The following is a 23,136-nucleotide window of genomic DNA, read 5'->3' on the forward strand; positions in this document are numbered from 1 at the left end:
GTTTCCCTTCTCTTATAAGCATGAATACGGTAAAACGCTTTGTGAATATTATCATGGCGCTTAGGGGCAGGATATCGGGAGTCTGATTCAGGATGAATGAGCGGGCAGAACAACTACCCGCTGTGATGCAGATTCGGAAAATAGAGGCAATAATATCAGAAGAAATACTTCGCCCCGATACGAATCTGGTTTTGCTCTCTATGGTAGGGACCCACGTTACGATCTAACCAGCGTAATTCAAAGTAGGGCAACCAGTGTTCATTGATACGATAACGGAAGGTATTAGTGATTTCCCAATGATGCTTCGTACCATTACTACTATTAAAATCATTAACGTTATAAAAATAGTGTGGTTCAAAGGTATAAGAAAATTTATCGGTAATGGTAAAATTCCAATAGTTACCGATTTCATAGCTGTCATTATTATCCAGTTCGCCATTCAAATCGGTTGAACTATAATTATTGTGATTATATCGGTTACGTACCGTAAGATTAAACCACGGGGTAAATTTATAGTTAACATCCAGATAGACGGCGCCGCCGGAACCAATGCTTTTGTCGTTTATTAACCCCCCTGGCTGAATGGTTAATTTATCTGTAGGTTTAAATAACGGATACCAGCCCTCAATCTCATTATAACCGTGCTTTAATTCATCATCACGCTGTAGCGTATAGGTATTGGTCAACATAATTCCGGCCCCCATATCGGAGTTATAGCCGACGCGCAGCATAAACTCCATTTGGTCAGACGCCAGGTTATAGGCCTCACGGTTTTCTACATAAGCGCCAGCAAAAACAGAGGTGGATATTACTGAAGTTAATATCACTAGAGTATTCAGAGATTTCATAATAAATCCATTTTTCAAATATAGGGAAGCCGCCATCCATCGGGATGGATAAAGCGGCAAGCGTCGTTTAATTATTTACAGTAGAAATACTTTGTTTATTATTAGTCGCGACAATTTGATTACCTGTTTTCTTTCGTTGGGCAATTTCCTCGATAATAAAAGCGAAACGTTGTTCATTGAGCTTATAAAAAAAGCCCATCGTTAGTGCTGCGATAATGGCAAGACCGCAAGGCCATAAAAAAATGAGCTGACGCAAACCAAGCAACGTGGTGTCACTTTGAGCTATGTTGGGGATATAACCGATTTGCGTCAGCATAATACCTGGCAAAAAGCCAGCAAGCGCAGCGGAAATTTTGCGGGAAAAGGTATAACCCGTATATACCGAGCCTTCAGCGCGAATACCCGTTTTCCATTCACCGTAGTCAACCGTATCCGGAACCAGCGCCCAGTTCAGGCTGTTGACGAAAGCGGTACCGAAGAAGGCGATACAAGAGAAAATAACAAACAGGAATGACGTTCCACCCCAGATAAAATTCAGGATATCGCCAACGGCCCACAATATCAGACCACCAAGATAAACCTGTTTTTTCCCGAAGCGTTTTACCGCAGCAGGTACTAATAAAACACCAATCAGGATACAGCCCATGCTGAAAAAACCCATCCATGACAACAAATGAATATCGTTCAGCACGTACTGAGTGTAATAAACCTGAATGGCCAGCTTGATATTAAAGGCGGCCAGCGTGCACAAATTGGCGACGCAGAGCACCAGCAGCGGCGGATTACGAAAAATCGCGCAGAAGGATTTCAATATGCTGGGTTTATGCGTGTCAGGTACGGTTTCGATATACCGTTCTTTCACCCCGCTAAAGCACCACCACATGCTGAACAGCCCGCAGACCGAAAAAATGACTGCTGCAATCAGATAACCCAGCGAAGGGGAACGGGTAAACAGCGCCTGAATGGGCATAAAACCTACGGTACAAAGAAGAAGGCCAATGGTAGCGCCGCCTTGTCGCCATGCGGCGAGCTGGGCCCGCTCATGCGGATTTTTGGTAATAGCGGGTACCATCGCGCCGTATGAGCAGTTCATCAGGCTGTAGAACAGACCGAACAACATAAACAGCACCGTCGCGAAGGCTGTTTTAACGGGTAAAGTAAAGTGAGTGGCAAAGAATTGCGCAGTAGCAACCAGAGCCACCGGAAATGACGCATACAGAATAAAAGGCCGAAACTTTCCTTTTGCGCCAATATTACGGCGTGAATCCAGCAATACGCCGGTGAGCATATCGGTAAAAGCAGTGAAGAATTTCGCCACCAGAAAGATAATTCCACCGTAATATGCAGGCATCCCGAGTTCATCGGTATAAAACTTCAGTAGATACAGCGTACCGATACACAGCATCAGATTTGAGCCGAAATCGCCCACGCCATAGGCGCATTTTTCCCGCAGGCTCAACTTTAGCGTTAGCGGATCATGATTAGACATAATCGCCTCTCAAAACGCCCCGCAGGGCGTTATATTTTATTGTTGTTAAACCGTATGTTTCCGGGCCTCAATCTCTTCCACAATTCGCACGTACATCTTCTCGTTGAGGTTGTAGAAACAGCCCATCGCAATAATGGTGATGACCGCCAGCACGCAAGGATAAATAAAGATCAACTGGCGTAGGCCTTCGACGGTGCCTGCCGATTGCACCACATTCGGGATATAACCGATTTGCGTCAGCATCCAGCCGGGGAAGAACCCTGCCAGCGCCTGGGAGACCTTACGGAAGAAGGTGAAGCCGGTGTAAACCGTCCCTTCCGAGCGGACGCCGGTGCGCCATTCACCGTACTCCACCGTGTCGGAAACCAGCGCCCAGTTCAGGCTGTTGACGAAGGCGGAACCGAAGAACGCCAGGCAGGAGAAGGCGACAAAACTGACCGAGCCGCCGCCAAAGAAGTAGTTGAGCAGATCGCCCGCCACCCATATTAACAGCCCGCCGATATAGACTTTCTTCTTGCCAAAACGCCTTACTGCGCCGGGCATCAAAAAGACGCCGATAAAAATACAGCCCATGCTAAAGAAGCCCATCCAGGAGAGGAGGATCGGGTCGTTAAGAACGTACTGTGTGTAATAAACCTGAATCGCCAGTTTGACGTTGAAGGCGCCGAGAGTACAAAGGTTGGCGATACACAGAATAAACAGCGGACGGTTACCGGCGATGGCGCGGAACGACTGCAATAATCCGGGCTTTTGCGCGTTATCGACAGGTTTCACTTCGACGTAGCGCTCTTTAACGCCGGCGTAGCACAGCCACATAAATAGCAGGCCAAACAATGAAAATAGCGTGGCGGCGAAAATATAGCTGAGCTGGGCATTGCCTTCGATCAGGTTCATGACCGGCACAAAGCCAACGGTACACAGCAGCAGGCCGAGAGTGGCGCCGCCCTGACGCCACGCGGCAAGCGAGGCGCGTTCATCCGGGTTCTTGGTAATCGCGGGCACCATCGCGCCATACGAGCAGTTCATCATGCTGAAAACCAGCCCATACAGCATAAACAGCATCGTTGCGACGACGGTTTTTCCCGTCACCTCAAACGGTGTGCCGACAAAGTTAGCAATCGCCAGTAGCGTTACCGGAAATGCCGCGTAAAGCACGAACGGGCGGAATTTGCCCTTCGGACCAATTTTACGCCGCGAGTCGAGCATAATGCCGGTACCCATATCGGTAAATGCGGTGAAAAATTTGGCGATCAGGAAAATGATCCCGCCGTAAGTCCCTGGTAAACCCAGCACATCGGTATAAAATTTGAGTAAATAGAGGGTCCCGATATCTAACAGGATATTGGAACCTAAATCCCCCAGTCCATAGGCAAGTTTTTCTTTAAACGGCAAGCGTAGGGTTGCCGGATTCGATGATGTTTGACTCATTATTCTTCTCCATCTGCCCGCAGGTTTCCCTGCGGGCGAGCCGTATTAGATATTCCGTAAAGAAGCAAAAAGTGAAGCCCACTCGCTCTTCGCGCGATAGAAGACCGGCGGCTTGCCAATGGGCGCATCCACGGTAATTTCACCGCCGTGGTGAGCTTCGCCGGTCCAGATATTCACCCAGTGATCTTCCGGCAGGTACAGCGTCCAATCGCAACGCCCCTGCTCATAAACCGGCGCGACCAGCAGATCCTGACCGAGCAGATATTGATATTTCAGGGCGTAGGTTGCGGCATCGTTCTCGTAGTGCAGGAATAGCGGACGCATGACCGGCAGACCGGTAGCCGCGTTTTGCGCCACCGCCTGCTTGAGATACGGTTTCAGCGTGGTAAAGACGGTGGTCATGCGGGCAAAGTGGGCAATAGTTTCCGCGTCGCCGTCGAACTGCCAGTTATCGCCGGGGCGGTTGCCTTCATGGGTGCGCATCATCGGCGTAAAGGCGCTGAAATCGCACCAGCGCAGCAGCAACTCTTTGCTGCGTTTCATGTCAAACAGGGTGGTGTAGCCGCCGATATCGCTGTGATGCAGACCATGGCCGGTCATCGCCAGCGACAATGCCGCAGGCACGACAGAGGCCAGACCATCATCAAGGCTCCAGTCAACGTTCTGGTCGCCAGCCCACATCATGGTGGAATATTTCTGACTGCCGGTGTAACCCGCACGCATAAAGAACAGGATCTCGCCGAGCTTGCCGGTCTCCTGTAGCGCTTCGTAGTTACATTTCGCCCACAGCGCAGGCCAGGCGTTATGCATGATCTCGGCGCTGACGCCGTTGTGCAGATACGTGTCGGTCGGCAGATATTCGCCGAAATCCGCCATCCAGCCGCTGCAGCCGAGCGCGATCATGTTCTTTTTGATGACGTCTTTGAACCAGTCGTAAGCTTCAGGATTGGTCAGATCGACCACGCCGCCATAGAATTCGCCAAACTCGACCAGATAGTCGCCGCCCGTGGCGTTTTTCGCCAGATAGCCGTGTTTCGCCGCCTCAGCGCAGAGGTCTTTATCACTGGCGACGTATGGGTTGATATAAGAGAGGAACTGGACGCCTTCTTCTTTCCACTGTTTGATCCGGCTATCCAGCTGTGGATAGTTGTCGCTATTCCACTTCCAGTTCCACATCACGCGCTTGCCAAAGGAGGTCATGCGGATACCGGACCAGTCCTGCGCCCAAATACCGTTCACTTTTACGCCTGCGTTGCGCATGGTATCCAGTTTTTGCTGGCAAACTTCCGTACCGCCCTGAATGCCTAGCGTGACGCCGTCATAAACCCAGTCCGGCAGCTCCGGCTGGCGACCTAACAGCGCAGTCAGTTTTTCCAGCAGGGCGATGTAGGTGTCGGCACACTCAAAACGCAGCGTAGTTTTATCTTCCCACAGCGCCAGTTCGTGATACTCCGGCGCGCTGAAGTCGAAATTCATATAGCAGCTATTATCGACGTGGCAGTAATACTTCTGCGTGCTGACAAAGGTCGGTTGCGGGAAGAAGGTCCAGTAATAGTCGCCGCCGGCATTCTCTTTACAGTCTGCCTGCCAGGTGACATAGCTGGTTTTATTACGGCCAACGCCCTGTTCGCTGGTCCACAGCGGGAACGGCTTGCCGCGCAAATCGAAATAAGAGAACTGTTCGCCGCAGCCGTAGATATGGTCGTCTGGATTAGCTGCGAGGCGTAACCAGATACGGTTATGGTGCAGGTCGTCGTTTTGCAGATCCAACGTCAGGCGTCCCGCCTCATCGGCGGAGATGCGAAGGGTGGCGCTAATTGTTGCGCCACGGCTGAATTGTACCAGCCAGCCGTCGGGTAGCTCGCTGACGGTGGCCTCCGTTAATGCAATCTTTTCGTTAAGTTTGTCTTTGATGCTGAAGTTGCCGCGGAACATATCAATGTCGGCAACGCCCGCGCCAATCCACAGACAGGGGGTTTCGGCGCTGTGGCGTAAAATCAGGCGCTGCTGCCAGCTAAGTGCAAAACCATCCTGTGATGTTGTCAGTTCAAAATCGGTTGACCGTTGTGGTAGAGAATTCATTGTAATCTCCGTGAATGTAGGGTAATTCGGTAATCCATTTGGGCTAGTCGCAGCCGATGGAAAAATGCAGTTGATGGATCGCTTTTGGGGCAAGATGAATCAGCGCGATCCCGGAATTAAATGCATCGGGCGGGCAGCTCATAGGCTCTACCGCGAGACCTTTTCGGCTGAGTTTTTCGCCGGTATAGATCTGTAGCCAGGGTTGATTGCTGCGTAAAAATGTAGACATGTTCTGCGTTGGGCTGGTAAGTCTGACCTCCCACTCAGCCGGGGTCGTCGCGGTCTTAACCGCATGATCAAGGCGCGTTTCGCCGAGCAGGCATGATGCGGAAAAATCCCTGCCTGCGGGCAATTCTTCGCTTGCAGGCAGTGTTAATACACAGCTATCGATGCTTTGCAAATTACAAGTCAAATAAGGATGTGCGCCCGCGCCATAAGGGGCTGATTCATCGCCAATGTTTTGCGTACGAATCAATACGCGCAGCCCACTGGCGGCATCTAACCGATAAATTACTTCCGATATCAACGCAAAGGGATAGCCGTAAGAGGGCGGCAGAAAAATCGTTAGCGACGCTTCCGTCGCCGACTGATAATTAATCTGCCAGTCTCGCCAGGCTAACAGACCGTGAATGGCGGTCTGCGAAACCGGGTCGTTAACGGCAAGCTGGAAAACCTTGCCGTTATAGGAGTAGCAGCCATTTGTCACGCGATTGGGCCAGGGAATCAATACTTTCCCCAGATGCGCCATGGGTATTTCTTCCGGTTTATGCGGGATGACCACATGGCGTCCATGATGGGTCAGTTCCGCCAGACCTGCGCCAACCGTGACGATTTTCGCCTGGTAATGGCCCGCATTAAGCTGAATAGTTTTTCCACCGCTGTGCATGGCTGCCATCCTCATGACCTATTTCGCGTTGATATCCAGGAGACCCGCCGCGACCGCTGGAGCCAGGCCTGGCGCCAGTGGCAGACGAGGAATGACCAGGCAGTGCAGCAGATGGTAAATATCTTGCTTGCCGTCCCACACTTTGGTGGTCACTTTGTTATCGGCGTCCAGCTCTTGCCACCAGGAACCATTTTCATAGTCCATCAGATACTTAATGCAGTAGTCCCACCATTTCTGATACCACTCTTCATACTGGCTATCGCCCGTCAGGGTGTAGAGGGCGTAGGCCGTACCCATCGCTTCCACAATCGGCCAGCGCACGCGTTCACGTACGATAGGTTTACCGTCCCAGTCGACTGAGTAGACAAAGCCGTCTGCGCCATCTGGCGCCCAGGCGTCGCGGATAGTGGCATGGAACAGACCTTTCGCGTCTTCCAGCAGCCAGGCGGGTGGCGTTTCGAAGCGGGCCTCCAGCGCAACATGGAGATGGAGCATCAGACGGCCCCACTCAATCCAGTGACCTGGCGTACCGCCGTAGGCGCGGAAACGGTGGGCAGGATTATCTTTGTTGTAGTCGCGGATAGGGTTCCACTGTGAATCGAAGTGTTCATTGACGCGGTAATCACCGTTGCGCGCCACATCATGAATAATTACCGACGCGATACGTAGCGCGCGATCCAGCCATTTTTTGTCATGGGTAACGTCATAAACAATCAGGAACGCTTCGACGGCGTGCATATTGGCGTTGCCGCCACGGTAGTCTTCGGTTTTGCTAAAGGCTTCATCCCAGGACTCCAGGCACATCTGCTCTTCTTCACTCCAGAAGTATTTCTCAATCACTTCTATGGTGTAATCCAGCAATTTCTTGGCTTCAGGATGCCCGGTCGTGACGGCGCTGGCCGCGCCCAGCAGGGCGAAGAAGTGTTGATAACCCTGCTTAGAGGCATCCACCACGCCCTGATCGTTAACGCAGGCATACCAGCCGCCGTATTTTTTATCGTGCAGCGCGCCGTTCATGGCTTTGATACCGTGATCGACCAGATCATAAGCGCCCGGTCGGCCCATCGACGCCGCCACGGAATAAACGTGCAGCATACGCGCCGTGATCCAAAGATGGGTGCCCATCTCTTCTTTGATTTGCCCTTTATTTCCCAGCCAGCCGAAGCCTGTCGGCACCGCGGCGTTTTTACCGAAATTAAAGATGCGGTCGGTTTCCTGCTCCAGCCAGCGGTTGTGGCTCAACGTGTTAAACCATTTCATTCTTTCATCCTCGTATTAACGACGTTTCGCCATCATTTCATCGACGATCTCGCCCAGACGTTGCAACTTAGGCGCGGAAACATCACGTAGCATCAGCTCGGTATCCGGTAGACCAATCACTGATGACCAGACCGCGCGTCCCGCCAGGAACCCGGATGCGCCAGCTTCCATGGCGACCCTGACCGCGCGAGGGAACAGTTTTTCGTCCACACCGGAAGAGAGGATGACCCACGGCATATTGATATGCCCATTCAGGCGTTGTGAGGCGGTAAGAAGATCGGAACGCGCGCCTTTGCCGTAGAGCGGCATTTCAACTTTGTAAAGATCGGCGCCGCTGTCGCCCAGCTCTTTGGCCGCATCGATAATCGCCTGCTCGCGATCGAACTTGTCGCCGCAGCGCGGCGGGCGTACAACCGGTTCGATAATGCTCAGCAAACCATTGGAGTGACATAATTCATTGAATTCTTTGACCATATCCAGACGCTGCTGCGCGTCTTCGTCGCTGCGCCACAGCACCAACAGTTTTAAGGCTTTCGCGCCATCCCGTTTTACCGCCTGCGCATTAATTTTTTTATCAATGACAACGTTATCAACGGGAATACCGTTGCCCGGGATGAAATCATCCGCCGCGACGATCATGGCGCAGCTTTTAGCGACCGCGTTTTGTTCTACGGCCTGGCGATAACAGAACTGCTGATCCAGCAGAACGGCAGAGGCATACGGGGAAAGAATTTTCGCCGCATTCACTTTGAAATCCGTCAGCACGCTATCGGCAACGGGTGTTTTCGCACCAGCAGCAGCAAACATTAAACGCATCGCCTCGCGCTGATCGACAGCCAGCATGGCAAACCCGCCGGACGCTCGCGTAATGTCTTTGATGGTGTAGTTGTTCATTCAATTTTCCTTTATACAGTCGTTACTTTTTTACGTTGGCGGTCAGCCCGGCGCTGATGCGCACCTGTTCCAGGATGGCGCTCCAGTCTTCCCGACCGCGGCCTGCGGCCCGCGCCAGGTTATAAACTTCCCGGGAGGCGGCACCGAGCGGCATCGGTACGTGCAGTTGATTGGCGACATCCAACGCGATGCCAAGATCTTTGTGCGCCAGATCGATCATGAAGGCGGGAGACAGATCCCCTTTCATCACTTTATTCGGCCAGGTGGTGGTGAAATGCCCTTTGCCTGCGGCAGTGCCGCTCATCACTTTTAAAGCCACGTCGAAGGAAAGCCCCAGCGCTTCACACAGCACGGCGGCTTCGGCGGAGAGCGCATTTAGCGCAATACTCATGTAGTTGTTGATCAGTTTTACGCGAATACCCATTCCCGGGCCGCCGGTGTTGACCAGCTCATTACCCATCGCCATCAGAACAGGGGTAGCGCGCTCTACTTGCTCCGCCGTACCGCCTGCCAGCAGCAACAATGTGCCGGTAATCGCGTTGTCGGATGTCCGGCCTACCGGCACATCCATCATGCTGAACCCTTTGCTCTGCATGTCGGCAATCAGCTTATCGGTTTGCAACGGATGAATAGTGGACATATCAATGACCAGCGCTTCACGGGAAAGGGTTTCACAAACGCCTTGCTCGCCAAACAAAACGGAACGAACCAGATCGCCGTTCGGGAGCATGGTGATAACAAATTCAGCGCCGATGGTTGCCTGAGCCGGGCTGCTTGCAGGTTGCGCGCCTTTGTCTACCAGACGCTGTACGGCGTCGGGATTAACATCGAAGACGCTGAGTTGATGGCCCTGCTTTAGCAGATTGCTCGCCATAGGAGAGCCCATCTGTCCCAACCCGATAAATGCTATAACTGCCATATCGTTCTCCTGAACACGGTGGTGTCATTTTTTGTCATTAATGAGCCTTTTTCTGTCTGTTTGTGATCGTATTTGTAATTTATAGTCAAAAAATTGACAGCCGTCACTTTTTAAACATTTCGTGAAATTAAAATGAGCACATCGAAAATGCTTGAGGAATGACCATGGTTCGTATTGCTTGTGTAGGTATTACCGTGATGGATCGCATCTATTACGTGGAAGGATTACCGACAGAAGGGGGTAAATATGTGGCGAAGCGCTATACGGAAGTGGGCGGCGGGCCTGCGGCGACCGCTGCCGTGGCTGCGGCGAAATTGGGCGCGCAGGTGGACTTTATTGGCCGTGTGGGCGATGACGACACCGGAAACAGCCTGCTGGCGGAACTGGAATCCCTGGGGGTAAATACCCGCTATACCCGCCGCTACACGCAGGCCAGGTCGTCGCAGTCAGCGATTATGGTGGATGCCAAAGGAGAGCGGATTATCGTTAATTATCCCAGCCCGGATTTATTGCCTGACGCCGACTGGCTTAACGACATCGATTTTTCGCAGTGGGATGTGGTGTTGGCGGATGTGCGCTGGCATGACGGCGCAAAACAGGCGTTTACGCTGGCGCGTCAGGCTGGCGTCATGACTGTTCTTGATGGCGATATTACGCCGCAGGATATTAGCGAGCTGGTGGCGTTAAGCGACCACGCCGCCTTCTCCGAGCCAGGGCTGGCACGCCTGACGGGGATGAGCGAAGCCATTGATGCGCTAAAAAAAGCACAAATGCTCACAAATGGACATGTCTATGTCACGCGAGGCAGTGAAGGCTGCAACTGGTTGGAAAAAGCGGCGGTACGCCACCAACCGGGTTTTACCGTGGAGGTGGTGGATACTACCGGCGCGGGCGATGTTTTTCATGGCGCACTGGCATTTGGCCTGGCAAGCGGATACGCCATCGAAGAGGCTGTCAGATTCGCCAGCGGCGTTGCCGCGCTGAAGTGTACGCGCCCGGGTGGCCGGGCGGGTATCCCTGATTGTGAGCAAACCCGATCTTTCTTGTCACTTTTTGTATAATATGAGCAGTAGGAAGCTTTTAGAGGAATGCTCATGAGTCTTACCGAACTGACCGGTAATCCGCGACACGATCGGCTGTTAATGCTAATTGATGAGCGCGGCTATATGAATATCGATGAGTTAGCCAGTTTGTTGGAGGTCTCTACCCAGACGGTTCGCCGCGATATTCGTAAATTAAGCGAGCAGGGGCTGATTACGCGTCATCACGGCGGCGCCGGCAGAGCGTCCAGTGTGGTCAATACCGCCTTTGAGCAGCGAGAGGTCTCCTGGACGCAAGAGAAAAAAGCCATTGCGGAAGCCGTGGCTGACTATATTCCGGATGGCTCCACGATATTTATCACGATTGGAACGACGGTTGAGCAGGTGGCGCGCGCGCTGCTCAACCATAATCATCTGCGCATTATCACCAATAGCCTGCGCGTCGCGCACATTCTTTATAATAACCCTCGCTTTGAAGTGATGGTGCCGGGCGGCACGCTGCGCCCGCATAATAGCGGCATTATCGGGCCATCCGCGGCGGCGTTTGTCGCGGGGTTCCGGGCGGACTATCTCGTCACCAGCGTAGGCGCGATAGAGAGCGATGGCGCGTTACTGGAGTTTGATGTCAACGAAGCCAGCGTAGTGAAAACCATGATGGCCCACTCGCGACATATTCTGCTGGCCGCCGATCATACGAAATACCATGCTTCTGCGGCGGTTGAGATCGGCAATGTGTCACAGATTACCGCTCTGTTTACGGACGAGTATCCCGGTCCGGCATTACAGAATTTACTTCAATCCCAGCAAATCGAAGTGGTTCAGGTGAGTCCTTCGCTGGACGACGCCATTTCAGCGTGACAAGCGCCCTTGCGCCGGATGGTCGCGTCAGCGCTTTATCCGGCCAATAAAACGGCGCTGTGATGCAGGCGATATTGGGCATCGTCTGCGTTTCTATTGTCTTTTTGTTAATTGATTTATAAAGGGATACATAGTCAAACTTCTCCTTTCCCGCTACAGTTATTCATCCCCGGTTAGCAAGGAGAATGACATGCTCTACATCTTTGATTTAGGTAATGTGATTGTCGACATCGACTTTAACCGCGTATTAGGTGTGTGGAGCGATCTGAGTCGAGTACCGCTGGCTTCGCTGAAGCAAAAATTTACGATGGGCGAGACTTTTCACCAACATGAACGCGGTGAGATAACGGACGAAGCGTTTGCTGAAGCTTTCTGTCATGAAATGGCGTTATCGCTCAGTTATGAACAATTTGCGCACGGCTGGCAGGCGGTATTTGTCGGATTACGGCCCGAAGTGATTGCTATCATGCATAAACTGCGCGAGCAGGGGCATTGCGTGGTGGTGCTATCCAATACTAACCGACTGCATACCCACTTCTGGCCGGAGGAATACCCGGAGGTGCGCGCTGCCGCCGACCATATCTATTTATCGCAGGATTTGGGAATGCGTAAGCCGGAAGCGCGTATTTATCAGCACGTCCTGCAGAAAGAAGGTTTTTCCGCTGCCGATGCGGTCTTTTTCGACGACAATGCCGATAATATAGAAGGGGCCAACCAGTTGGGGATCACCAGCATTCTGGTGAAGGATAAAGCCACCATCCCTGACTACTTCGCGAAGCTGTTATGCTAAAAACCGTTCACCAAAAAGCTGGACGCCATACGCGCCCTGTTCGGGCCTGGCTCAAGCTATTATGGCAGCGTATCGATGAGGATAATATGACGACTCTGGCGGGAAATCTCGCCTATGTCTCATTACTCTCCTTAGTACCGCTTATTGCCGTCGTTTTTGCCCTTTTCGCTGCTTTTCCGATGTTTTCTGATGTCAGCATTCAGTTACGCCATTTTATTTTTGCTAACTTTATGCCAGCCACCGGAGACGTGATTCAGCGCTATATTGAGCAGTTTGTCGCTAACTCCAACAAAATGACGGCGGTAGGCGCCTGTGGACTGATTGTGACGGCATTGCTGTTGATGTACGCCATTGATAGCGCCTTAAACACTATCTGGCGCAGCAAACGCACACGGCCAAAAGTGTACTCTTTTGCGGTGTACTGGATGATCCTCACGCTCGGCCCGCTTCTCGCTGGCGCCAGCCTGGCGATCAGCTCCTACCTGCTTTCTTTACGCTGGGCCAGCGATCTGAATACGGTCATCGACAATGTATTGCGCATCCTTCCGCTGCTGCTCTCGTGGATCTCATTCTGGTTACTTTACAGTATTGTCCCAACAACTCGCGTACCGAACCGTGACGCCCTTGTCGGCGCGTTTGTCGCAGCGTTGCTGTTCGAGGCCGGGAAGAAAGGTTTCGCGCTTTATATCACCATGTTCCCGTCATATCAGCTCATTTATGGCGTACTGGCAGTGATCCCTATCCTGTTTGTCTGGGTATACTGGACCTGGTGTATAGTCTTGCTTGGCGCAGAAATAACTGTCACTCTCGGGGAATACCGAAAACTCAAACAAGCCGCAGAACAAGAAGAAGCTGACCAACCATGATTGCATTAATTCAACGCGTAACCCGTGCCAGCGTCACCGTGGAGGACGAGGTGACGGGTGAAATCGGCCCAGGACTTTTGGTGTTATTGGGTGTCGAAAAAGAAGATGACGAACAAAAAGCGAATCGTCTGTGCGAGCGCGTGCTGGGATACCGTATCTTCAGCGATGCTGACGGCAAGATGAATCTGAATGTACAACAGGCTGGCGGCAGCGTGCTGGTGGTGTCGCAGTTTACGCTGGCGGCAGATACCGAGCGCGGTATGCGACCAAGCTTTTCCGGCGGGGCTGCGCCGGATCGCGCGCAGGCGCTTTATGAATATTTTGTCGAACGCTGCCGCCAGCAGGCGATAAACACGCAAACCGGACGCTTCGCTGCCGATATGCAGGTTGAGCTGGTTAATGACGGTCCCGTGACATTCTGGCTCCAGGTATGAGTCAGCTTCCGGCGTGGCCGCGGATAACAAGAGAGAGTACGGCTATGTATCACCTTCGAGTTCCGCAAACAGAAGAAGAATTAGAACGTTACTACCAGTTTCGCTGGGAGATGCTGCGTAAACCGCTGCACCAGCCGAAAGGGTCGGAACGGGATGGCTGGGATGCGTTGGCGCACCATCAAATGGTGGTGGACGAAGAAGGAAACTTAGTTGCAGTGGGCCGCCTGTATATCAATGCAGATAACGAGGCGTCTATCCGTTTTATGGCTGTACATCCCTCGGTACAGGATAAAGGGCTGGGGACATTAATGGCGATGACTCTGGAGTCTGTCGCCCGCCAGGAAGGCGTGAAGCGTGTAACCTGTAGCGCACGTGAAGATGCGGTTGAGTTCTTTGCCAAACTCGGATTTGTCAATCAAGGGGAGATTACTACGCCCACAACTACGCCAATCCGCCATTTTCTGATGATTAAACCGGTAGCATCGCTGGATGATATCCTGCATCGCGGCGACTGGTGCGGGCAGCTTCAGCAGGCCTGGTATGAGCACATTCCATTGAGCGAAAAGATGGGGGTGCGCATTCAGCAGTACACCGGGCAAAAATTTATTACCACGATGCCGGAAACCGGTAATCAAAATCCGCATCACACGGTGTTTGCCGGCAGCCTGTTCTCCCTGGCGACGCTGACCGGATGGGGACTTATCTGGCTGATGCTCCGTGAACGCCACCTGGGCGGGACGATTATTCTTGCTGACGCCCATATTCGCTACAGTAAACCGATTAGCGGAAAGCCAAACGCCGTGGCTGATTTGGGCTCGCTAAGCGGTGATTTGGACAGGCTGGCGCGGGGTAAAAAAGCGCGAGTCCAGTTGCAGGTTGAACTGTTGGGCGGCGAGACCGCTGGGGCAATTTTCGAAGGCATTTATATCGTACTACCCGCGAAACCGTTCGGCCCGTATGAAGAGGGCGGGAATGAGGAGGAGTAGCTGGACATATCCAACTACTCGATGAAGGCATCCGCTGGTAGTTTAAAGCGTTGTGTAAGCGCTTTAATATGATTAACTGTTAGTGCTCTGCGGCCATTTAAGATGTTGCTGACGTTCGATTTAGAACCAAGTTCGTTGGCAAGATCTGCTGCTTTGAGACCGTATTGATCCATGAGCGTTCGCAATACTGAAACGCCAGGGGGCGTTTTCTCCAGGTGTTGGTTGAGTGCTTTGAATTCCGGCGCATGTTTTTCGTATTCACTGATTCGGGCACAGAGCAATTCAAATAGTGGGTTTTCAAGATCGTCGTGGTCGACCAGAAACTCCACTAGCGCTAGTGCCCTGCGATACTCATTGTCATTTCGGTCTTCCCCCATCAGTGGGACGGTTTTTACCGCATCGCTGAAGGTATCAACGATCTTTTTTGCGCTGGTTGCATCCATCTGACGATGAGTTCTCATTCTTTATTACCCCGATAATATGCGGTCAGTTTGTCATATTCGGCATGGGAAACGATATGTTTCACAAATATCTTATGTAACCTGAAATCTATGTAGGAAATGAGTCTCAGGCTGTTACCAGAAACATCAATCACCCACCATTTATCTCTGTACTTAAAATTATCCAGTGAAGGAATATACCGCTTCATCTCTTCAGGCTGAGTGAATGTTTTTTTCTCCAGAACATTCAGCAACTCAGTGAGAGCAAGCTCATGGTTTGGATACATGAGCATCGCTTCATTGAACGGTTTTCGGCTGATAACATGCACAATGTAGTTCCATTACAAAGTTTTCAACCTGAAAACAATTTAGCGCAACGTTATCCAGTTTTCAAGTTGAAAACAAAATTGAATTTTAGGTCATTTTGCCTGTTGATGGACTTACAACACGCCAGGCCACATCTCGCATGGCGCTTCGTGCCGCTTGGCTCACGCCTCCGAGCTGGAAAAACCCGTGGATAACGCCGAGATAGCGCTGGCAAGTACATTCCACACCCTGGTCGTTCAGACGGTGATATAGCGCTTCGCCTTCATCACGCAGTGGGTCGAACTCTGCGGTGAGGATATGCACCGGCGGTAAACCGGCAAAATCTTCACGCCATATCGGACTGGCTTCCGGGTGACGGAGGTCGGTACCCTGGAGATACATTTCGAAGCCTGATAGTAGTGTGTCGCGGGTGATGATGTAGTCTTGCCCGTTGCTGGCATAGCTGGGGAAACTGGCAGTAGCGTCAAGCATCGGGTAGATCAACAGCAGCTTCGCCGGAGACCAGTGGGCGGTGGATTTCAGGCGTAGCGCGCTGACCAATGCCAAATGCCCGCCTGCGCTATCGCCAGCAAGCGTGATACGTTCACGATCGATACCTAACTGCTCCGCGTATTGATGGACGATATTGGCTCCGCGTTCAGCGTCGTCATGAGCCGCAGGGAAGGTGTGCTCTGGCGCAAGGCGATACTGAATGGCAATCACCTTACAGCCGCTTTTCCAGGCCAGTTGCCGTAGCTGGGGGTCATGAGTCAGAAAGCCGCCGCTAACAAAACAGCCGCCGTGATAGTAGAGGATACAGGGTAGCGAACCTGATGCGTTTAGCGGCGAAACGACGCGAAATGTCATCCCTTCCAGCACGATATCTTCAGATTTTACGCGAATCTCTTTCTCGCCCGCCAGCGACGTGCTGGCAATATAACCCGCCCTCCGATCATCAATATTCTGCTCTCGTGAAGAGGGGCGGCCCGCAGCGATAAACCCGGCGACCAGTTCGGCAATTCCTTTTTCCAGTGGCATATAAGGCTCCTTAAGCTGTATGTATGTACAGTTTATAACCTGATTTGTTGGGGATGGAAAGTGGTGAAATGAGGGGATAATGATTCTGGATAGAGGTTCGCAAAAAATGGAATGCGGTTGGCGCTGGGTTTTTAATTTTTGTACTGTGAAATGATGATGCTATACGCCATTGACGTATAGATTATTTTCACTACTATAAGCCAATGGCGTATGGAATATGCAATTTATAGAAACGGAACTCTTTACTGAAGATGTTAAAAAACTGCTCGATGATGATGAATACCATAAGCTTCAGGTTTTTATGGCTCAGCATCCAGATTGTGGTGATGTCATTCAGGAAACGGGCGGCCTGAGAAAAATGCGCTGGGGATCGCGAGGCAAAGGAAAGCGTAGTGGTGTGCGAATTATCTATTTTCACCGTAGTCAACGGTATGAGATTCGCTTGCTTCTGATTTATCAAAAAGGCATTAAAGATGATCTCACGCCGCAGGAAAAAGCGGTGCTTCGTATGCTGAATGAGAGGTGGTAGATGGATAAAGTGTTATTTGAGCGATTAACTCAAAGTATGTCTCAAATGAATGAAATCATTGAAGGGACCCGTGAGCCTTCTCGTACCTTTCATATTGATGCAATGAAGATTAAAGAAATACGGCAGGCATCTGGGTTGTCGCAATCTAAGTTTGCAGAACTGATTTCGGTCAACGTGGATACGCTGCGCAACTGGGAGCAAGGAAGACGCTCACCGACAGGGCCAGCCAAAGCATTACTTCGCGCCATTGCCAACGACCCGAGAAACGTTATACAAGCATTGCGTTATTGAGCAATGATCCGGCTAACGTAGATTGCTAGCCGGTATACCAGAGAACTTATTCCCCTTCCCCCGGGAACAGGAACGGGTTGATGGAACTGCGGGCGAAGCCCTCCTGTTCCATGCGCGCGTCCAGCACCAGCGAGGCGAGGTCGTCGGCCACTGCTTCCACTTTCGGGTCTTTTTCCTGATACAGAATCTTCAGGTAAGTCCCGCAATCGCCGCAGCTTTCGGCTTTCACCGCAGCCTGCTCATTTTCCAGCGACCAGTAGTGTAAGTCGCGGCTCTGTTCGCAGTTACTGCATTTTACGCGCACGACATGCCATTCGGTTTCGCACAGGTTACAGTGCAGATAACGCAGCCCCTGCGTGGTGCCGATCTGCACCATGCTGGAGACCGGCATCGAACCGCACACCGGGCAATACTGGCGCGCTTCACCGTATTCCGCGCGGGCTTTGCCTGGAATCAAGCTGGCCATTTGCGCCCAGTAAAGGGAGAGCGCGGCCCAGATAAACGGGGCTTTATCGCTGCTGACGGAGGCAAAATCCGAGGCAAACAGCGCGCTGGCCATCTGCTCCAGCTCCTGCTCTGAGGCTTTCTCCAGGTTCTCGATCACTGCCAGCGCCGGGCCGCTCATCTCGGGTTTTAGCTCGGCAATCAACGAATGCAGCAGTTTTTGCCAGTGTTTATCACGCGGCAGCACGTGGATATCCAGCGGCGGCTTGCCCTGGTCGTTCGCTTCTTTAATGCGTGCGGTCAGATCCATCTCCAGCGGATGGTCGTACAGCACCACTTCCTGCGCGTGCGCGATAAGCGCGGCAAAGCGCAGGTAATCGCCCAGCGGGTTATTTTCAGCCAGCTCGCGCAGACGTTCGGCGCGGCGGTTGTAGACGTTTTTGAGTCGGGGGAACAATAACGGCGGAATCATATCCGCCGTACGTTTCTCGCTCGACCCCAGCTCATCTTGCGGGATTATGCGAATACTCATTCAGTTTCTTTTTCCGTTGTCTTGCGGACTTCTCGGTACCAGCGTGGGTGATGTTTCTTCGCCCACGACCGGGTTACCCAGCCTTCCACCATCGCGGTAATGGTGCCTTTCACCCAAAGGGCGGCGTAGATATGCACCATGATAACCACAATTAACGCTACTGCGGCAAAAGAATGCAACATTAACGCGAATCGGATCACCGGGATTGAGAAAGCAGGCGCAAAGTACGGACGCCAGATAATTACCCCGCTCACCAGCAGCAGCACCAGGAAGATAATCGCCGCCCAGAATACGCATTTCTGACCGAAGTTATAACGCCCGGTGTCACCCACTTCCTCGTTGACGACGATCTTACGAATATTCTTCGCCCAAAAGATATCATCCCGATTGATTAGATTGTGGTGCCAATAACGGAAAAACATGATGATGAACGAGGCAAACATAACCACGCCCACAAACGGGTGCAGAATTCGCGCCAGTTGTGGGGTGCCCAGGATATGCATCAACCAGTTGAAGGATGGGAATAAAAAGCCCAGCCCGCTCACCGCCGCCAGCACGAAGCAGAAGGCGACGATCCAGTGGTTGATGCGTTCCGGCGCCGTATAGCGCACGATGGTGTCACGTCGTTTCATTTGCGCACCTCGTCTTTCTCTTCATGCAGGTTGTCATCTTCCTCTTCCGCGCGGTTCGGACCGACGCCGACATAGTGGAAGACGCTGGCGGCAAAGGTCGCGGCAAAACCGAACGCGGCGAGCGGTTTCCAGACGCCTTTCCAGAACTTAACGGTTTCGCTGATTTCCGGGTTTTCCGGCAGACCGTGATACAGATTCGGCTTGTCGGCATGATGCAGCACGTACATGACATGCGTACCGCCTACGCCCGCCGGATCGTACAGACCCGCGTTGTCATAACCACGGGTTTTTAGTTCCGCCACCCGCTCGCCCGCCAGCGTTTTCATATCCTCTTTCGAGCCAAAATGAATGGCGCCGGTTGGACAGGTCTTCACGCAGGCCGGTTCTTGCCCCACGGTCACGCGGTCGACGCACAGCGTACATTTATAGACGCGGTTGTCTTCCGGGTTGAGGCGCGGCACGTTGAACGGGCAGCCAGCGATACAGTAGCCGCAGCCGATACACTGCTCGGACTGGAAGTCGACAATACCGTTAGCGTACTGAATGATCGCCCCTTCCGCCGGACAGGCCTTCAGGCAGCCGGGATCGGCGCAGTGCATACAGCCATCCTTACGGATTAGCCACTCCAGTTTGTCGTTCTGTTCCACTTCCGAGAAGCGCATCACCGTCCAGGATTTCGCGGTCAAATCAGCCGGGTTGTCATACACCCCGACGTTATTGCCCACTTCATCACGGATGTCGTTCCACTCGGAGCACGCCACCTGACACGCTTTACAGCCGATACAGGTGGTGACGTCGATGAGTTTCGCCACCTCTTCCTGGTGGTCCCGCGCCTGGGGCGCGGGGGTGAAACCGTTAGTGGCGGAACGACGAATGATGTCTTGCGATTGATAAGCCATAGGTCGTCTCCGTTACACCTTTTCCACGTTCACAAGGAAGGATTTAAACTCCGGCGTTTGCGTGTTCGCATCACCGACGAAAGGCGTTAACGTATTGGCGATAAAGCCTTTTTTCGCCACGCCTTCGTAGCCCCAGTGAATAGGAATACCGATGGTATCGATATCCTTGCCGTCCGCTTTCAGCGTGCGAATACGCTTGGTCACCACCGCTTTGGCTTTGATATAGCCGCGGTTTGAGGAGACCTTCACGGTATCGCCATGCGCGATGCCGAGCTTATTCGCCAGCTTCTCGCCAATTTCCACAAACTGTTCCGGCTGGGCGATAGCGTTAAGCAACGCGTGCTTGGTCCAGTAGTGAAAGTGCTCGGTCAGACGGTAAGTGGTTCCGACATACGGGAACTTATCCGCTTTACCCAGCGCGTCGGCATCGTCTTTAAAGATACGGGCGGCAGGGTTAGAGATAACGTTCGGGTGCAGCGGGTTAGTGCCCAGCGGCGTTTCAAACGGTTCGTAGTGTTCCGGGAACGGCCCTTCCGCCATCTTATCGATGGCAAACAGGCGACCCATCCCTTCCGGCTGCATGATAAACGGTCCGACGTCGCTGCCTGGCGCGGCGGCGCTGTAGTCCGGAATATCCCATCCGGCCCATTTTCCGCCTTCCCATTTCAGTAGCTGACGTTTCGGGTCCCAGGGGTTACCCTGCGGATCGGCGGAAGCGCGGTTATACAGAATACGGCGGTTAAGCGGCCATGCCCATGCCCAGCCCAGCGTGTTGCCGAGACCAGACGGGTCGGCGTTATCACGACGCGCCATCATGTTGCCTTCCGGCGTCCAGCTACCGGCGAAAATCCAGCAGCCGCTGGACGTCGTACCGTCATCACGCAGTTGCGCGAACGAACTGAGCTGTTGACCTTTCTTCACCACCACCGCACCGGTTGCCGGGTCGATAAGATCGGCCAGCGCTTTACCGTTACTTTCCATCGCCACTTCTTCAGAGGCGGGTTCGTATGGTTTGGTGTAGTTCCAGGTCATATTCAACACCTGTTCCGGGTTGGCGCCGCCCTGTTCAGAGTACATCTTACGCAGGCGTAAGAAGATACCGGCGAGGATTTCGCCGTCGGTCATGGCAATTCCCGGGGCGTCCGCGCCCTTCCAGTGCCACTGTAACCAGCGACCTGAGTTAACGATGGAACCATTTTCCTCGGCAAAACAGGTGGAAGGCAGACGGAACACTTCGGTCTGGATTTTCGCGGGATCAACGTCGTTCGACTCACCGTGGTTTTGCCAGAAGGTGGACGTTTCGGTGTTGAGCGGATCGATAGTCACCAGGTACTTCAGTTTGGAAAGCGACGCGACCACTTTGTTTTTGTTCGGGAATGAGGCCACCGGGTTAAAGCCCTGGCAGATATAGCCGTTGACCTTGCCCTGTTTCATCATCTCGAAATACTGCAACACGTCGTAGCCTTTGTCCCACTTCGGTAGCCAGTCGAAGCCCCAGCTATTTTCCGCTGTCGCTTTATCACCAAAGAAGGCCTTCATCATTGAGACGAAGAATTTCGGATAGTTGCCCCAGTAGTTGACCTGATCCTTCAACAATGGCTTCGGCGTATTGGCAGCCAGATAGGTTTGCAGGTCGGTCTGTTTTTCGCTCGGCAGCGTCAGGTAGCCCGGCAGACTTTGCGACAGCAGTCCTAAGTCGGTCAGTCCCTGAATATTGGAGTGACCGCGCAGGGCGTTAACGCCGCCGCCCGCCATCCCCATGTTACCGAGCAGAAGCTGGATCATCGCCATAGTACGGATGTTCTGCGCGCCGATGGAATGCTGCGTCCAGCCCAGCGCGTACAGGAACGACGCGGTTTTATCTTTTGCGCTGGTTTCTGCAATGTACTCGCACACTTTCAGGAAGTCCGCTTTCGGCGTACCGCAGATATTTTCTACCACGTCCGGCGTATAGCGTGAGACATGCTGTTTCAACAGATTCCAGACACAGCGCGGGTGTTGCAGTGTCGTATCGCGTTTGGCAAAACCGTTTTCGTCCAGCTCATAGTGCCAACTGGTTTTATCGTACTGCCGCTTATCTGCGTCGTAGCCGGTGAACAGACCATCATCGAAGCCAAAATCTTCACGCACGATCAGGCTGGCATTGGTATAGGCCTCGGTGTATTCACGGTTGTATTTTTCGTTGGTCAGCAGATACAGCATCACGCCTGACAAGAAGGCAATGTCAGTACCAGAGCGTATTGGCGCATAGAAATCGGCCACCGACGCGGTACGCGTAAAGCGCGGATCGATCACAATCAGCTTCGCGCCGTTGTGAATTTTGGCTTCCATCGCCCAGCGGAACCCGACCGGGTGAGCTTCTGCGGCGTTACCGCCCATCACCACGACGAGGTTGGCGTTCTTGATGTCGACCCAGTGGTTGGTCATCGCACCGCGACCAAATGTTGGAGCAAGACTTGCTACCGTTGGTCCGTGTCAGACACGCGCCTGGTTGTCGACCGCGAGCATACCCAGCGCGCGGGAGAATTTTTGCGTTAAATAACCCGTCTCGTTACTGGATGCGGAAGCGCACAGCATCCCGGTGGTGAGCCAGCGGTTAACGGTAACGCCTTCGGCGTTCTGCGCCTGATAGTTGGCGTCGCGATCTTCCTTCATCAGTTTAGCGATGCGGTCAAAGGCTTCTTCCCAACTGATCTGTTGCCACTTATCTGAACCCGGCGCGCGGTATTGCGGGAATTTCAGGCGGCTTTCAGAGTGGATAAAGTCCACCAGACCGGCCCCTTTCGGGCACAGCGCGCCACGGCTTACCGGATGATCCGGGTCCCCTTCGATATGGAAAATAGATGCTTTGGCGTTTTTCGCACCGTCGCCGAGGCTGTACATTAACAGCCCGCAGCCAACGGAACAGTAGGTGCAGGTGTTACGGGTTTCGCGGGTGCGCAGCAGTTTATATTGCCGTGTTTCCGCTAGCGCTACGCCGGGCGCGAAGCCCAGTGCCGCCGCCGTGGTGCCTGCCATACCGCCAGCGCAGATCTTAAAGAACTGCCTTCTGCTGACCTGCATGGTTTGCTCCTTGTTTCGACATTGTCACTTCTCTTTCACATTTCTCTATCCGAAACGCTCAGGGAGTGGTTGTTATTTTTCTTTGCGGACGGGCCCGCAAAGGTTCAGAATTGGATAAATTTTCCTCCATCCGGGAGGAGTTGTAACAGAATACCATAATGTTGGTGTGTGTGTTCTTATAT

General features: G+C 52.7%; 23 protein-coding genes. 8 read left to right on the plus strand and 15 right to left on the minus strand.

Features of this window, described 5'->3' with window-relative positions; translation table 11 throughout:
* Positions 1-155 precede the first annotated feature (155 nt).
* The 8 genes from ompL to yihU form a co-directional block, all read right to left on the minus strand.
* Positions 156-848, minus strand: a complete 693-nt coding sequence (gene ompL / locus ACLJRH_RS20230) for a porin OmpL (RefSeq protein WP_000838829.1) — start codon at positions 846-848, stop codon at positions 156-158.
* 67 nt (positions 849-915) lie between these two features.
* The gene (locus ACLJRH_RS20235; protein WP_000064888.1) at positions 916-2,337 is read right to left on the minus strand and encodes an MFS transporter; all 1,422 of its coding nucleotides are present in this window, start codon (positions 2,335-2,337) and stop codon (positions 916-918) included.
* Positions 2,338-2,382: 45 nt separating this feature from the next.
* Positions 2,383-3,765: an MFS transporter gene (locus tag ACLJRH_RS20240; RefSeq protein WP_000084250.1), complete on the minus strand. Its 1,383-nt coding sequence runs from the start codon at positions 3,763-3,765 to the stop codon at positions 2,383-2,385.
* 45 nt (positions 3,766-3,810) lie between these two features.
* Entirely contained in the window at positions 3,811-5,847 is a 2,037-nt protein-coding gene (locus ACLJRH_RS20245; protein ID WP_023137056.1) for an alpha-glucosidase, read from the minus strand.
* Between the two features lie 43 nt (positions 5,848-5,890).
* Positions 5,891-6,748, minus strand: a complete 858-nt coding sequence (locus tag ACLJRH_RS20250) for an aldose-1-epimerase (RefSeq protein ID WP_015406200.1) — start codon at positions 6,746-6,748, stop codon at positions 5,891-5,893.
* Between the two features lie 3 nt (positions 6,749-6,751).
* Positions 6,752-7,993, minus strand: a complete 1,242-nt coding sequence (yihS, locus tag ACLJRH_RS20255) for a sulfoquinovose isomerase (RefSeq protein ID WP_023223107.1) — start codon at positions 7,991-7,993, stop codon at positions 6,752-6,754.
* Positions 7,994-8,008: 15 nt separating this feature from the next.
* On the minus strand, positions 8,009-8,887 hold the full coding sequence (gene yihT / locus ACLJRH_RS20260) for a sulfofructosephosphate aldolase (protein WP_001067413.1): 879 nt from the start codon (positions 8,885-8,887) through the stop codon (positions 8,009-8,011).
* Between the two features lie 22 nt (positions 8,888-8,909).
* A complete protein-coding gene (gene yihU / locus ACLJRH_RS20265; protein ID WP_000268248.1) occupies positions 8,910-9,806 on the minus strand; it encodes a sulfolactaldehyde 3-reductase in 897 nt (298 codons plus the stop codon).
* A gap of 164 nt (positions 9,807-9,970) precedes the next feature.
* Here yihU and ACLJRH_RS20270 point away from each other — a divergent pair, with 164 nt between their 5' ends.
* From ACLJRH_RS20270 to fabY, 6 genes are all read left to right on the plus strand, one after another.
* Positions 9,971-10,867, plus strand: a complete 897-nt coding sequence (locus tag ACLJRH_RS20270) for a sugar kinase (RefSeq protein ID WP_023137058.1) — start codon at positions 9,971-9,973, stop codon at positions 10,865-10,867.
* A 33-nt stretch (positions 10,868-10,900) separates the two neighbouring features.
* Positions 10,901-11,704, plus strand: coding sequence for a DeoR/GlpR family DNA-binding transcription regulator (locus ACLJRH_RS20275; protein ID WP_023137059.1), 804 nt, complete (start codon positions 10,901-10,903; stop codon positions 11,702-11,704).
* A gap of 190 nt (positions 11,705-11,894) precedes the next feature.
* Positions 11,895-12,494, plus strand: a complete 600-nt coding sequence (gene yihX / locus ACLJRH_RS20280; protein WP_001646959.1) for a glucose-1-phosphatase — start codon at positions 11,895-11,897, stop codon at positions 12,492-12,494.
* Complete coding sequence (locus tag ACLJRH_RS20285) at positions 12,488-13,360, plus strand: virulence factor BrkB family protein (RefSeq protein WP_000921423.1); 873 nt, start codon at positions 12,488-12,490, stop codon at positions 13,358-13,360. Before yihX ends, ACLJRH_RS20285 begins: the two co-directional genes overlap by 7 nt.
* Positions 13,357-13,794 (plus strand): D-aminoacyl-tRNA deacylase, encoded by a 438-nt coding sequence (gene dtd, locus ACLJRH_RS20290; protein WP_000560969.1) that lies wholly within the window; start codon positions 13,357-13,359, stop codon positions 13,792-13,794. Before ACLJRH_RS20285 ends, dtd begins: the two co-directional genes overlap by 4 nt.
* Before the next feature lie 44 nt (positions 13,795-13,838).
* On the plus strand, positions 13,839-14,780 hold the full coding sequence (fabY, locus tag ACLJRH_RS20295; RefSeq protein WP_001518251.1) for a fatty acid biosynthesis protein FabY: 942 nt from the start codon (positions 13,839-13,841) through the stop codon (positions 14,778-14,780).
* 14 nt (positions 14,781-14,794) lie between these two features.
* Here the strand turns inward: fabY and ACLJRH_RS20300 are convergent, their stop codons facing one another.
* The 3 genes from ACLJRH_RS20300 to ACLJRH_RS20310 all read right to left on the minus strand — a co-directional run bounded on the left by ACLJRH_RS20300 (position 14,795) and on the right by ACLJRH_RS20310 (position 16,564).
* Complete coding sequence (locus ACLJRH_RS20300; protein WP_001259011.1) at positions 14,795-15,241, minus strand: type II toxin-antitoxin system HigA family antitoxin; 447 nt, start codon at positions 15,239-15,241, stop codon at positions 14,795-14,797.
* Positions 15,238-15,549: a type II toxin-antitoxin system HigB family toxin gene (locus ACLJRH_RS20305; RefSeq protein WP_000558166.1), complete on the minus strand. Its 312-nt coding sequence runs from the start codon at positions 15,547-15,549 to the stop codon at positions 15,238-15,240. Before ACLJRH_RS20305 ends, ACLJRH_RS20300 begins: the two co-directional genes overlap by 4 nt.
* A gap of 85 nt (positions 15,550-15,634) precedes the next feature.
* The gene (locus ACLJRH_RS20310; protein WP_001609281.1) at positions 15,635-16,564 is read right to left on the minus strand and encodes an alpha/beta hydrolase; all 930 of its coding nucleotides are present in this window, start codon (positions 16,562-16,564) and stop codon (positions 15,635-15,637) included.
* 217 nt (positions 16,565-16,781) lie between these two features.
* Between ACLJRH_RS20310 and ACLJRH_RS20315 the strand changes: the two genes are divergently transcribed.
* Both ACLJRH_RS20315 and ACLJRH_RS20320 read left to right on the plus strand, forming a co-directional pair.
* Positions 16,782-17,093, plus strand: a complete 312-nt coding sequence (locus ACLJRH_RS20315) for a cytotoxic translational repressor of toxin-antitoxin stability system (RefSeq protein WP_001159632.1) — start codon at positions 16,782-16,784, stop codon at positions 17,091-17,093.
* The gene (locus ACLJRH_RS20320; RefSeq protein WP_000362050.1) at positions 17,094-17,384 is read left to right on the plus strand and encodes a helix-turn-helix domain-containing protein; all 291 of its coding nucleotides are present in this window, start codon (positions 17,094-17,096) and stop codon (positions 17,382-17,384) included. It begins immediately after the preceding gene.
* Positions 17,385-17,430: 46 nt separating this feature from the next.
* Here ACLJRH_RS20320 and fdhE read toward each other — a convergent pair whose 3' ends face one another.
* From fdhE to fdnG, 4 genes are read right to left on the minus strand one after another with little or no spacing between them, the layout of a single operon-like run.
* Positions 17,431-18,360 carry a formate dehydrogenase accessory protein FdhE gene (gene fdhE, locus ACLJRH_RS20325; protein ID WP_000027730.1) on the minus strand — a complete coding sequence of 310 codons (930 nt, stop codon included), beginning with the start codon at positions 18,358-18,360 and terminating at the stop codon, positions 17,431-17,433.
* Positions 18,357-18,992 carry a formate dehydrogenase cytochrome b556 subunit gene (fdoI, locus tag ACLJRH_RS20330; RefSeq protein ID WP_000829025.1) on the minus strand — a complete coding sequence of 212 codons (636 nt, stop codon included), beginning with the start codon at positions 18,990-18,992 and terminating at the stop codon, positions 18,357-18,359. Before fdoI ends, fdhE begins: the two co-directional genes overlap by 4 nt.
* Entirely contained in the window at positions 18,989-19,891 is a 903-nt protein-coding gene (gene fdxH / locus ACLJRH_RS20335) for a formate dehydrogenase subunit beta (RefSeq protein WP_000331361.1), read from the minus strand. Before fdxH ends, fdoI begins: the two co-directional genes overlap by 4 nt.
* A 12-nt stretch (positions 19,892-19,903) precedes the next feature.
* Entirely contained in the window at positions 19,904-22,954 is a 3,051-nt protein-coding gene (fdnG, locus tag ACLJRH_RS20340) for a formate dehydrogenase-N subunit alpha (RefSeq protein ID WP_077248424.1), read from the minus strand.
* Between the last annotated feature and the right edge of the window lie 182 nt (positions 22,955-23,136).

The organism is Salmonella sp. SAL04162 (genome assembly GCF_046551535.1).
In the GTDB taxonomy this organism is placed as follows: Bacteria; Pseudomonadota; Gammaproteobacteria; order Enterobacterales; family Enterobacteriaceae; genus Salmonella; species Salmonella enterica.